Raw genomic sequence first — 12,881 nt, 5'->3', positions numbered from 1 at the left:
TTCTATGCGTTGGCTGGCCCTGAGTGTCGCGCTGCTTTGGATGCAGCCTGCGCTGTCTCAGGGTCTTTACTCCGGTACCTTGTCCCCGATTTGTACGCTTGGGGCGGAGGCGCGGTCCGGCTGCGCCGACATTCGCGAACGCGAGATTCTGGATGCGGCAATGCTCCCGTGGCAGGCCATCGGTCGGATCAACTTTGCCAGCAGAGACCAGCGATCGCATTGTACCGGAGTGCTGGTATCAGAGCGTCAGGTTCTGACTGCAGCGCATTGTTTATACAACGCTTCTCGGCAACGGTGGATTCCTGCATCCAGCATCATCTTTGCGGCCGGGTATCAGCGCGGGGCTGCCGTTGCGGTCTCGGCTGTCGACTGGTACCGATTGCATTCCGAACAGGGCGTTGGCGGAGGTTTTGATGACCGGGCCGATCTGGATTGGGCCGTTCTGGAGCTCAGCGAACCGCTCGGTCGGGAACTGGGGTTTCTGCCACCGGCAGACACCGTTGCGGCGAAGCCCTTTGTCGCCGGGTATCCGGCCATTCGCCCGCATGTGCTGAGCAGAACCAGGACCTGCGCGCCGCGAGACCTTGAAGGCGGGATGCTATTGGCGGTCTGCCCGGTCATGAGGGGGGATTCCGGCGCCCCCCTTTTGGTGCAGACGCCAAGCGGACCTCAGGTTGCCGCAATCCTGTCCCGTGTTGCTGCAACCCCCGAAGGGATTACAGCATTTTTTCTGTCAATCAGGCTGTTTGAGCTTGATGCGCAATAGACGTCAGGTGCCGTAAACGGGCACTGGACCGGTCACTTCACCCACCGACGCCAGCAGGATATCGGCGATCACATCCAGCTCTTCTTTCGTCAGCCGCACGGGCAGGCGTACGTCACAGGCTTTCATCAGCATGTCCCGCGTTTGTGTCAGCTCAGCTTTTTCGGGCAGGAATTGCCAGTTCCAGAAGGCGCGCGCGTTGTCTTCGCTCAGACCGAAGACCTGAACCTTGACGCCACGCACCTCGGCTGCGGCGGCAAAGGCGCGGATTTCCGACTCGTCCAATCCGACCAGGTTGAACTGAATCGAATCCGGCGCGCGGCGTTCAGGCGCCAGCGGGGCCGGGACGTTGATATAGGGGGATGAATTCAGCCGCTCGGCCACGTAGTCGTGATTGGCCAGACCGTCGTGCACGCGCCGTGCCAGTTCGGGGATCTGCGGCCGGATCACGGCGGCGCTCAGGTTGCTCATCCGCAGGTTATAGAGCGGTAGCTGGTTCTGCCAGCGGGCAAAGGCCTGCTCCAGTTCGGGCGAGTTGTCGCCATGCGGTGTTTTGTGTTTCTTCCAGTTGTGCTCGTAAGCGCCCGACATGATGACAGCGCGGGCAACCAGATCGGCGTCGTCGGTGATCAGGATACCGCCTTCGCCCGCGTTGATCATCTTGTAGGACTGGAACGAGAAACAGCCCACCTTGCCGATGGTACCGATATTGCGGCCAGCCCATGTGGTGCCCAGCGAATGCGCGGCGTCTTCGATCACGGGAATGTCGCGCGCGTCGCACAGCGCCATGATCGCATCCATGTCCGAGGTGTGGCCGCGCATATGGCTGATGATCACAGCCTGCACATCTTCCAGCCTGGCTGCGAAATCTTCCATGTCGATGCGGTAGTTCTCGCCCACTTCGCACAGCACCGGGATGCAGTCCGCATGCACGACCGAGGAGGGAACCGCGGCAAAAGTGAACCCGGGGATCAGAACCCGCGCATCGCGTGGCAGGCCCAGCGCCTTGAGCGACAGGAACAGCGCAGCCGAACAGGACGAAACGGCCAGCGCATATTTGCTGCCCAGCAGCGCGGCAAACTCGGCCTCAAGCAAAGCGACGGGTGCATCCTGCGGCGCTGTATACCGGAACAGATCGCCGGATTGCATCAGGGCGTCGATGGCTTCTCTGGCGGTTGCGGGGATGGGTTCGGCGTCATGAACATTTGGTGGAAGCGTCATATTTGATTTTCCCAAATTCTATCTTTGGGAAAGATAAAGCTAAACAAAAAGCGTTCCAAGCCCTCTTTCACCGGGTTGGCGAAATTTCACCAATCTGTCGCAATCTTCGAAGGTCAGATCCCCAACCGGTCGCGCAGGGCAAACCACGTCATCGCCAGAACCAGCAGCGGACTGCGCAGCGCCGGACCGCCAGGAAAGGGCAGGGCAGGCACGCGGGCCATGGTATCGAACCCCTCGGCTTGTCCCTGAATGGCCATCGCCATCAATTGACCGGCATGTGTGGCTGTGCCGACGCCATGTCCGGAATAGCCCGAGGCCGACAGGATGTTGGGCGCAACCCGCGTCAGATATGGCATCCGCCGCATGGTAATGCCCAGAGTTCCACCCCACGCATAGTCGATTTTAACATCCTGCAGATGCGGGAAAATCTCGGTCATCGGTTTGCGGACTTTGGCGGCGATGTCGGTTGGAAAACGGTAGCCATAGCTTTCACCGCCCCCGAACAGAAGGCGGCCATCAGCGCTGAGCCGGAAATAGTTCACCACGAATTTGGTATCGGCGACTGCGACGTCCCGGGACAGGACATTCGCTGTCTCGGACCCCAGCGGTTCTGTCGCGGCGATGAAATTGTTGATCGGCATGACCCGGGCCGCCACCTTGCGGTTCAGATCGCCTAAATAGCCGTTGCAGGCCAGAATTACGTGGTAAGCCCTGACTGCGCCCTTCTCGGTGCGCAGAGTGGCCGGAAAGCCCTCATCAATGGTCGAAACCTCGGTGCTTTCAAAGATGCGCGCGCCCGCCTTTGTCGCGGCCTGCGCCAGCCCAAGGGCAAAGTTCAGCGGGTGCAGATGCGCCGCGCCCATGTCCAGATTTCCGCCCTTATACGCAGGTGAAGGGCAAAGCGCGTGGGCCGCGTTTTCGTCCAGCAGTTCGATCTGGTCATAACCATAGCGGTTGGACAGGTGGGCCGCATGGTCATGCAACTCATTCTGTTCACCGGCTGACAATCCCAGAACGGCCACGCCGGGTTTCAGATCACACTCGATCCTGTGCTTTGCGATCAGGGATTTGACCAGCGCCTTGGCATCCTCGGCCAGGTCCCACAGTCTGGCGGCGTCATCATCTCCGACCAACCGTTCGAGGTCTTCCTGATCCATCCGCTGCGCGCTGCCCAGTTGGCCGCCATTGCGACCCGATGCGCCAAAGCCTACGCGATGGGCCTCAAGCAGAACCACGTCGAACCCGGCCTCGGCCAGATGCAACGCAGCCGACAGGCCGGTATACCCGCCGCCGACAATGCACACGTCCGCCTTTATGTCCGCTTCCAGTAGCGGATGCCGATCCAATGGATTGGCCGTCGCGGCATACCAACTGTCAGGGTACTCGGCCTTGCGGTCGTTGGAATAGAGCAGGTTCATCGCGCGGCTCAGACATTCATCAGAAGGTGCTCGCGCTCCCACGGAGAGATGACTTGCAGAAACTCTTCGTATTCGGCGCGTTTGACGATGCCAAAGACGCGGGCGAACTCGGGTCCGAGTACCTCGTGCAGGGCGGTGGCCTCGTCGAAAAGATCCAGCGCGTTGCCCATGACCTGCGGAATGTCGCCCTCGCCTTCGTAAGCATCGCCGTAAAACTGTCGCCGCGGGCGTTCCTGTTGGGTAAGGCCCAGAAATCCGCAGGCCAGCGACAGGGCGATACCCAAATACGGGTTACAGTCCATTCCGGCGATCCGGTTTTCGATCCTGCGCGCCTCGGGGCCGGACAGCGGCACCCGGATACCAGTGGTGCGATTGTCTCGCGCCCATTCCAGGTTAATGGGGGCCGCGTGGTCCTTCACATAGCGGCGGTAGGAGTTGACGTAGGGCGCCATGACGGCCAGACCGGCGGGCAGGTGGTTCTGCAGGCCCGCGATATAGTGGTAGAAGGCGTCCGTTTCACCACCCTGCGGACCGGAAAAGATATTCTGTCCGGTTTCCATGTCGATGATCGAATGGTGGATATGCATGGCCGAGCCGGGCTCATCCTCGATCGGTTTTGCCATGAAGGTGGCAAAGCAATTATGCCGCAGGGCGGCTTCGCGGATCAGACGTTTGAAATAGAACACCTCATCCGCCAGTTTGACCGGATTGCCGTGCCGCAGGTTGATTTCCAACTGTCCGGCACCGCCTTCCTGCGTGATGCCGTCGATTTCAAACCCCTGATGTTCGGCGAAATCATAAATGTCGTCGATCACCGGGCCGAACTCGTCCACCGCAGTCATCGAATAGGCCTGCCGTGCAGCCGCCGGGCGGCCCGACCGCCCCATCATCGGCTTGATCCCCTGCGCCGGATCGACATTGGGTGCGACCAGATAGAACTCCATCTCGGGGGCGACAACCGGTTTCCAGCCCTTGTCGTGATACATTTGCACGACGCGTTTGAGCACATTGCGCGGGCTGAACGGGATCGGTTTGTCGTCCCGGTCATAGGCGTCATGGATCACCTGTAGCGTCCAGTCCCCGGTCCACGGTGCGGCGGACGCGGTCGAGAAGTCGGGCTTCAGGATCATGTCCCGTTCAATAAAGCCGTCTTCGCCTGCGGCTTCACCCCAATCGCCGGTAATGGTCTGGTAAAAGATGCTGTCGGGCAGGTGGAAATAGGACTGGCGTGCGAATTTCGAGGCGGGCACAGCCTTGCCGCGTGCGATCCCCGGCAAGTCCGAGATTATGCATTCGACCTCATCCAGCCGCTGGCCATCAATATAGGTCCGCGCTGCCTCTGGCAGCTGATCTTTCCAGTCGGCCATCAGGCCCTCTCTTTCTTCAGGAATTCCGCCATGTGCCGCGCGATTTTCGGATTGTCGTCGGGGCCGGAGCGGCGGTCGGCTGCGGCTTGCAACAGCGGATCGGGGACCACGCCTTTGCCGCGCGTTTCCATCAGACCCTGAATGAAGGCGTCGCCATATTCCGGGTGCGCCTGAACCGTCCAGATGCTGTCGCCATAGGCCACCATGGCATTGCGGCAGAACGCGTTTGAGCCGGTCACTTGTGCCCCTGCCGGCAATTCTACCACCTGATCCTGATGCCAGGCGTTCAGCGACACGGTCTGGTCTTCAAAATCATAGTCGGTCCGCCCGACGGACCATCCGCCCATGAACTTTTCGACTTTGCCGCCAAGCGCTTGCGCGATGATCTGATGCCCGAAGCACACGCCAATCAGGGGGCTGCCCCGTTTTTGAATGGCGCGGATCAGATCCTCAAGCGGGGGGATCCACGCGTGATCCTCATACGCCCCGTGACGCGAACCCGTGATGATCCAGCCATCGGCCTGGTTTTCGTTCTGGGGGAATTCATTGTCGACCACCGAGAACGTTTCAAACTCAAACCCGTTTCCGTCCAGAAGGGCGCGAAACATGGCGTCGTATTCGCCGAATTGGTCATGCAACTCGTCTGGAGGGTGGCCGGTCAGAAGTATGCCGATTTTCATGGGTCACCAAATTTGATCAAATTTATTCTAGCTCAGCGCAACTGGTCGGGCAAGAGGGGTCATACGGCCTCAAGATAGCTGAGCCAGTGGTCCTCGGGCGATTGTTCGGCAAAGCGCCGGATTTCCTGGCGCTTTGTCATGGCGAAATTGCGGATCAGATCGGCGGGAAAGATGCGCGCGACCAGTGGATCGGTTTCAAACGCCGCAATGGCGGATGACAGATCCGGCGACATCTGGGGCAAACCTTCGATTACATATGCGTTGCCCGTGATCGGGGCGGGCGGCTCTGCCTCATCCTCGATTCCGTTCAGCGCGGCACCTAGGACAGCGGCCAGCATCAGGTACGGGTTGATGTCCCCGCCTGCGACGCGGTGTTCGATCCGCCGCGCTGCCGGCGCGCCGCCGGGGACGCGCAGGGCGGCGGTGCGGTTTTCATAAGCCCAGCTTGCGCCGGTCGGGGCGTGCGCGCCGGGCAAAAGGCGCGTGTAGGAATTCTTGTGCGGGGCGAAAACCAGCGTGCAGCCGGGTATCGCCGCGAGGCATCCCGCCACGGCCCAGCGAAGCAATCCGGTGCCCTCGGGGCTGCCATTGTCGAACACGTTTCGGCCCTGGCGGTCCACGACCGAGAAATGCACGTGCATCCCGTTCCCGGCATCATCGGCATAAGGTTTGGCCATAAACGTGGCTGAAAATCCGTGCCTGCGCGCCAGCCCGCGTGTCAACGCCTTGAAAAGCCACGTATCATCGGCACATCGCATCGCGTCCTGATGGTTCAGATTGATCTCGAACTGACCAATACCGCTTTCGGATATCGCGGTCTGAGCCGGAATGCCCATTGCCGCGCAGCCGTCGTAGAGATCGGTAAAGAAGGCATCGAACGCATCCATCTCCGCCATGGACAGGACCGCCTCGTCAACCAGACGACGGCCGGTCACGGGATTGATGGGCGGCTTAGGTTGGGACCCCGAGGCATCGAGCAACGTGAACTCCAGCTCGGTTGCGGCGATCACGGACCAGCCCCGTTCGGAATACCGGTCGAGTATGGCTGACAACGCGTGCCGGGGATCGCCGGAAAAGGGTCTGCCGTCATCGTCGAACAGGCACATGGGCACCAAAGCCGTTTCGGTGTCCAGCCAAGGAACCGGGACCGGGCCGCGATCCGTTGGCCGCAGAACGCCATCGGCGTCGCCGGTTTCGAAAACAAGCGGGCTGCCGTCGATATCCGCACCCCACAGATCGACGTTCAGCGCCGAAAAGGGCATTCGGACCGCACCCCTGTCCAGATTGTCGGCATAAGCGGGCGGCACGCGCTTGCCGCGCATCTGGCCGTTCAGGTCACAGGCAGCAACACGAAAGCTGTGCAGGGCGCTCAGGTCCATCGGGGTCTCCATCACCATGGTTCCCCGAGACTTAATCGACGCGGCGCGCCTTGTCACGAAATTTGATCAAATTACCCTGCGCCCATGACCAGGGGCGCGGGGCAGTTGTGTCACGAGAAGGTGACGCCGTTTTCAGCCATCGGCAGTTCGGCCACGTGCAGCCCCGACAGGGCACTGATGGCGTTGGCCAGCGCCGGCGCTGACGGGGGTGTTCCGGGCTCGCCCACACCGGTCGGCGCCTCGGCCGATGGCACGATGTGCACATCGATTGCGGCAATGTCACCGATCCGCAGCGGTTCGTAGTCCGGGAAGTTGAACTGATCGACGGCGCCGCTGGTTAGCGTGATCTTGTCGCGCATCACATGGCCGATGCCGTATCCGATGCCACCTTCCATCTGGGCGCGCACGATATCCGGGTTCACGGCAATCCCGCAATCCACGGCGCAGGTGACCTTTTCGATCCTGATGCCGGCATCCGGATCGCCCGAAATCTCGACAACCTGGGCCGCGTAGGAACCAAAGGACTTGTGCACCGCGATGCCCTGAGACCGGCCTGCGGGCGCGTTGCCCCAACCGGCCTTTTCAGCCGCCAGTTTCAGCACATTGGCCTTGCGCTGCTGATCCGGATCGCCCGCATCCGCCAGATGGGAAAGACGGAATTCCACCGGGTCGCGCCCGGCAGCTTTGGCCGCCATATCCATCATGGTCTCCATTGCGTAGGCCGTATGGGTATGACCCACAGATCGCCACCACAGAACCGAGGTTGCCTTGGGCGTATCCGTCAGCCCAAGCGACATGCCGGGGATTTTGTACGGGCTGTCGGCAATGCCTTCGATCGAGCTGTGATCGACCCCGTCATGCACGGCAAAGGATTCAAACGCCGTGCCTTTCATGATCGATTGTCCGGCCACCTGATGCTGCCAGCCGACGATGTTTCCGTCGGCATCCAGCCCTACGCGGACCTTATGCCCGAATGCGGGGCGGTAATAACCGCTGCGGAAATCATCCTCGCGCGTCCAGACCAGTTTAACCGGGCGCGAGCGGTCGGTGACCACAAAGGCCAGTGCGGCCTCGACCTGATAGTCCGCATCCGGCGTTGCGCGACGCCCGAACGAGCCGCCCGCCAGCATCGTGTTGATGTGGATCTTTTCCGGCGGCAGATTAAAGATCTGCTGATAGGCCATGTGCGGGCCGGTTGGCATCTGGCTGCCATCATGCAGCACGATATCACCGTCAGACGTCTGCTCGATTGTGCAGGTCAGCGGTTCCATCGGCGCGTGGGCCAGCAACGGGAAGTAGAAGGTGTTTTCGACAACTTTGTCCGCACCGTCAATCGCCGCTGCGACCGCAGCCGCATCGGCCTTGTTCACGTTGTATGTCGGTTCCGCGTCCAGTGCTGCCATGATCTCGGCCCTGATCTGGTCCGAGTGGCGGGTTTCGGCATTCGACACATCCCATTCGACCTCAAGCGCGTCCCGCGCCTGTATCGCGGCCCAGGTGTTTTCCGCATAGACCGCGACGCCGGCCTTGTTGGGCAGAACCGCCGAACTGATATAGCCTTTTACCTCTTGCGCGGCGCTGTCATCAAAGCCGGTGGCAATACCGCCGCGCGATTCAGGGCGCTTGATCATGGCGACCATCTGGTTTGGCAGGTGAACGTCCATGGCGTACATCGCCTGTCCATTGCCCTTGATGGCGGAATCCTTGCGGCGCACGGATTCGTTGCCGATCAGCCGGAATTCCGACGGATCCTTCAGACGCGGCTCAGTCGGTGCTTCGAGTTGAGAGGCGGCGGCCACGAACTCGGCTATCGGTGCAGATTTGTCGCCTGCCGTGACGATCCCTTCCTCGATGGTGATGCCGGACGCGTCCACGCCCCAGCTTTGGGCGGCGGCGGCGATCAGCATTTCACGCGCAGCCGCGCCAGCCTGACGGTATTGCATCCACGAATTCGCCATCGCGGTCGAACCGCCGGTGCCCTGGAACGGGCCGAACAGCAGGTTGTTATAGACCTGCGGGTTGGATGGTGCGAACTCATATTCGATCTGATCCATGCGCAGACCGATCTCTTCGGCGATCAGCGTTGGCAAGCCGGTCGCGGGACCCTGGCCTTTCTCAAAATGCTTCACGATCGCGGTTACGGTGCCATCGGCATCGATTTTGACGAACGGGTTGAACTGCGCGGTTTCAGAAGATGCAGCCGCCAGCGCGCCGTCAGGACGGGCACCAACCAACAGCACGACACCGGCAGCAGCGGCGCCTTTCAGAAATCCACGGCGGGATGTGTTAACAGTCATGATCAGGCCTCCAGAATCTCGGATGCGCGCTGGATCCCGGCGCGGATGCGTTGATAGGTGGCACAGCGGCAGGCGTTGCCGTGCATATACGAATCAATGTCCTCGGCCGAGGGTTTGGGATTCTCGGACAACAGGCCAACAGCCGACATCACCTGTCCCGACTGGCAATAGCCGCACTGAACCACGTCCAGCTCGACCCAGGCCTGTTGCACGGCCGCTCCGATCTTGTCGTCGCCAATCGCTTCGATTGTGGTGATTTCGGCATCTTCAACGTCTTCGATATAGGTCTGGCACGAGCGCACCGGCTCGCCGTTAAGATGTACGGTGCATGCGCCGCACGAGGCGACGCCGCAGCCAAATTTCGTTCCGGTCAGTTTGAGCTCGTCCCGGATCACCCACAGCAGGGGCGTGCCGGGTTCGGCGTCAACCGTGTGGGTCTCGCCATTCAGTTTCAAAGTCAAAGACATGAGGGGGTCTCCTGTTGGGCTGGTTACCTGAATCGGTAAACTGGCGGGTTTACACTACGCCAAGTTGTTTTGCCTGTAAACCGGAGAGTTTACGTAGTGTTTGACCTTGATCCGTCAATAGGTCTATAGCTGTGAAATATGACGGAATGCAGCGCGCCCAACGCGTCCAAACATACTCAGATCATCGAAGCGGCGGTGGCCGAATTCCAGGAAAAGGGGTTCGCTGCGGCAAGTATGGACCGCATCTCCGCCCGTGCAGAAGTTTCAAAGCGCACACTCTACAAGTATTTTGAAAGCAAGGAAAATTTGTTTCGATCCATTGTGGTCGAACTGTCCAGCCGTTTCGCGGGCGTGTTGGATATCCGGTACCAAAAAGGCCGGGACATTCGCGAACAGCTGATTGATCTGGCCTGGGCCGAGGGCCGGATTCTGATGCTGCCCGAAGTCATCGCGATGTCGCGGATGGTGATCAGCGAAACATTGCGCAACCCGGTTCTGGCAGCAGCGGCGCAGGGCAAGCTGGACAAGACCCCGATCTTCGTCGCCATGCTAAGGGATGCCGCCAGCGACGGGCAATTGGTGATCAAGGACCCCGAGCAGGCCGGCCGCGAGTTTATCGGCCTCATAAAGGCCAGAGCCTTTTGGCCGATGATTTTCACCGGAGAAGTCCTGAGCAAAGCCGAGATGACCTCGACCGTCGAAAGCAGCGTCGATATGATCCTCAGCCGATACGGCGCAACTGCCTCCGCTCACGGCTAGATGCCACGGATGACCCATTTGCCGTTTTGACGCCCGGTTGCCTGCGAGCCTCATACTCCGAAGTTATTAACGAAAGTGATTCCGGCTCTGACGGTTGGCCGTATATGGCGATGTCCTGTCCCATCAGTTGTGCTACACCATCGCACGCCGGAATCGCAGACTGGCGGTAATCCGGAAATTCAACAAGCGCCTTCGCGCAAATATGTGGTTAGGTCGTGGAAGAAATGTGGAGCTAGTGCTTCCCGGTTCTCTTTGTCGTTCAATGCTCGTAGGAACCGATTAAGGTTGCGCCATGAACTCAGAACAATAAATTCCCTGCGGCAGGCAGCGCAGATTTACTCTTGGGCCGGTGCAATTGCTAATCTGCCACGCGATGAATTGGAGGTCGATCAGTTGACCTTGGTTCTCGCAGGCAGCAGTAGGTTGGCATTCTTGCCACCTATGGTCCGCGCTGTCAGACACCCAAATCTCAAATTAACTGCCGATCTAGATACCGCATGGAGTGCCTTCTTTTTTAGCGCCCACCGTCTGGCAAGGTATCGCAATGCCTCAATCCGGTCGTTTGTTTCGGCTAGTGCAAAGGTATACTGTTGTTATCTCGTTGCTATTCATGGTTGGGCAGCACTGAAAAGTCGCAAAACGACTTTTTCACCTTTTACAACAACTGCATATAGTTCAGTTGGGAAGCCCGTGATCGGTTGAACCACTGTTAGACCTGTGCCTTCTACACAAACGTCGCTTCCCTAGCACGCAGAATCCAGCGCGCACCCACCGATGGAATCTGTTCGTGGACACGCCCCGCGGGCAGTTAGCCGGCCCGCGGGTGCGCAGCAATCTTGCCTTATTGCGCTTCGGTCATGGCCGCTCGCAACAGTTGCGGGCGGTCAGACTGGGACGGCAAGAAGACAGCCTGCGATCCGGCGTCCAGCGCCGACAGGCTTGCATCGTACCACTGCATCGCAAGATCCCGGCGTTCCTGCACACCAAAGCCTTCGCGCAGATGGTGCCCGATCAACTCGCCATAGGCAGGCTCGCCCATCGCGACCAACATCAGTGCCGAGCCGAGTGCGCTGTCCATGTTGTCTTGGCGGTAACCTATTGCCAGGCAAACCTTGCTCGTAGCGGCAAGGTCTTCGGGGCTAAGCCCGGTGCCCAACGCAAATTCGCGCATCTGAGATTCCGCTTCTGCTTTGGAACTCAGCGACAGCTTAACGACCTGCGGCGCAAGTGTTTCGCCATACGCGTCACACTGGGCGGCCACCTGATCAGGCGTCAGTCCCTGGACATCGCCCAACAGTTCCTCACCGCGCGCCATCGCATAGCTGCGGGCGAGGCAGAACTGTTCGCTTAGCGCAAAATTGGGATCGGACATATTGGACAGAGTTGTATATCCGCCATTGGTTGAGGTCTGAAGCATAACGGCGCTGCAACGATTGGCGAGCGAGGGACCGGTGGTCCCGCCGGAGAACAGGCTCGGCAGGCTTGCAGTCGTTGTTTCGGCTGCGGGCGCCTCCGGTGCGGTCTCCTGCTGCGTCACGACCGGTACAGCCGGGGCGGCCGGTGCGGGCGCCTGAGGTGCAACCGCCAGTGCAGAACCGGTTTGGACCTGTCGGCGGTACGCCATCAATAGCGGCTGACCCGAAAGCTGAGTTGTGGCTTGTCCGCCGCTTGTCGCCCAGTAGTAGGCCTGCATGAGGAAGTCGCGCTGATAAGGCTGGAAGTCATAGCCGTTCACGGGATAACCCATTGAAACCTGGTAGCGTTCAATAGCCCCCCGCGTGCCACGTCCGACCTGGCCATCGACCCGTCCGGCATTATAGCCAAAATAGTTGAGCGCCGTTTGAGTTTGCGCGCCTTGCGTGGTCGACGGAATGCCCGAACGATAAGTCCGGGTTGTCGTCGTCGTCCGCGCCTTTTTCTTCTGTTGGTCCTTGCCGATGGCGTACCCTACGACCCCACCGACCACAGCACCGCCGATGAAATCACCGGCATCGGCCCGCGCAGTCTGAGGCGCGGCCATCGCAAATGAGAGCGCGATGCCGAGCGTTACTATTAAGCGAAAAATCATGACTTACCTCCACAACAAAGCGTCCGTATTGGCGGAGTATAGCACAGCCGCCGCGCTGCGCGGGAATAGATGCAATCGCGAGGTCGGAATACCGGTCGATAGGCAGGATATTGCAAGCTTTAGGTTGTGCAGTGGCTTTGCCAAGGAATTCTCGGCCGGGAAAAGGAAACGGTTCGTTTAGCAAGAAAACAACTAGTGAAATCGTCAGATTATCACTGACGGGCGCACAGCCCATGGCGCTGAATCTTTGGCGCAATAAAAGCAACCCACGATGTTGACGAAATCAGTCCGTTCGGCGACAGAATACACGCTTCGCTCTCCACTGTAGCCAATTTGGTTCTTGTCTTTGTGATGCTGGCTGCAATTGTTTCAGTCTTGTCCTGTTTCGCTACAAGTGGATGGTTGGGGAAGGGGTGCAACAGTGAACCGAACCCTTAGCGTGGCGTGCCAGATGCCGTGGCC

10 protein-coding genes are annotated in these 12,881 nt (G+C 59.8%); 2 read left to right on the top strand and 8 right to left on the bottom strand.

All coding sequences use genetic code 11. The annotated features are described in order from the left end of the window. The first annotated feature begins 4 nt into the window (after positions 1–4). Positions 5–766 carry a trypsin-like serine peptidase gene (locus ACXAC3_RS15465; protein ID WP_475161985.1) on the top strand — a complete coding sequence of 254 codons (762 nt, stop codon included), beginning with the start codon at positions 5–7 and terminating at the stop codon, positions 764–766. A 3-nt stretch (positions 767–769) separates the two neighbouring features. Here ACXAC3_RS15465 and ACXAC3_RS15460 read toward each other — a convergent pair whose 3' ends face one another. The 7 genes from ACXAC3_RS15460 to ACXAC3_RS15430 all read right to left on the bottom strand — a co-directional run bounded on the left by ACXAC3_RS15460 (position 770) and on the right by ACXAC3_RS15430 (position 9,592). Further along, positions 770–1,984 carry a DegT/DnrJ/EryC1/StrS family aminotransferase gene (locus tag ACXAC3_RS15460; protein WP_475161983.1) on the bottom strand — a complete coding sequence of 405 codons (1,215 nt, stop codon included), beginning with the start codon at positions 1,982–1,984 and terminating at the stop codon, positions 770–772. A 113-nt stretch (positions 1,985–2,097) separates the two neighbouring features. Further along, a complete protein-coding gene (locus tag ACXAC3_RS15455) occupies positions 2,098–3,402 on the bottom strand; it encodes an NAD(P)/FAD-dependent oxidoreductase (protein ID WP_475161982.1) in 1,305 nt (434 codons plus the stop codon). 8 nt (positions 3,403–3,410) lie between these two features. After that, a complete protein-coding gene (locus ACXAC3_RS15450; protein WP_475161981.1) occupies positions 3,411–4,769 on the bottom strand; it encodes a glutamine synthetase family protein in 1,359 nt (452 codons plus the stop codon). Further along, on the bottom strand, positions 4,769–5,449 hold the full coding sequence (locus ACXAC3_RS15445; protein ID WP_475161977.1) for a type 1 glutamine amidotransferase: 681 nt from the start codon (positions 5,447–5,449) through the stop codon (positions 4,769–4,771). Before ACXAC3_RS15445 ends, ACXAC3_RS15450 begins: the two co-directional genes overlap by 1 nt. Before the next feature lie 59 nt (positions 5,450–5,508). Beyond that, complete coding sequence (locus ACXAC3_RS15440; protein ID WP_475163447.1) at positions 5,509–6,828, bottom strand: glutamine synthetase family protein; 1,320 nt, start codon at positions 6,826–6,828, stop codon at positions 5,509–5,511. A gap of 110 nt (positions 6,829–6,938) precedes the next feature. Then, positions 6,939–9,125: a xanthine dehydrogenase family protein molybdopterin-binding subunit gene (locus ACXAC3_RS15435; RefSeq protein ID WP_475161973.1), complete on the bottom strand. Its 2,187-nt coding sequence runs from the start codon at positions 9,123–9,125 to the stop codon at positions 6,939–6,941. A gap of 2 nt (positions 9,126–9,127) precedes the next feature. Continuing rightward, positions 9,128–9,592 carry a (2Fe-2S)-binding protein gene (locus ACXAC3_RS15430; RefSeq protein ID WP_475161970.1) on the bottom strand — a complete coding sequence of 155 codons (465 nt, stop codon included), beginning with the start codon at positions 9,590–9,592 and terminating at the stop codon, positions 9,128–9,130. Between the two features lie 138 nt (positions 9,593–9,730). On the opposite strand from ACXAC3_RS15430, the gene ACXAC3_RS15425 reads away from it, so the two are divergent. Next, a complete protein-coding gene (locus ACXAC3_RS15425; RefSeq protein WP_475161968.1) occupies positions 9,731–10,351 on the top strand; it encodes a TetR/AcrR family transcriptional regulator in 621 nt (206 codons plus the stop codon). Positions 10,352–11,192: 841 nt separating this feature from the next. Here the strand turns inward: ACXAC3_RS15425 and ACXAC3_RS15420 are convergent. Continuing rightward, positions 11,193–12,419 (bottom strand): peptidoglycan-binding domain-containing protein, encoded by a 1,227-nt coding sequence (locus tag ACXAC3_RS15420; protein WP_475161964.1) that lies wholly within the window; start codon positions 12,417–12,419, stop codon positions 11,193–11,195. Positions 12,420–12,881 lie beyond the last annotated feature (462 nt).

The organism is Ruegeria sp. ABV4_181 (genome assembly GCF_056158465.1).
This window is presented reverse-complemented; position numbering and strand designations above follow the sequence as displayed.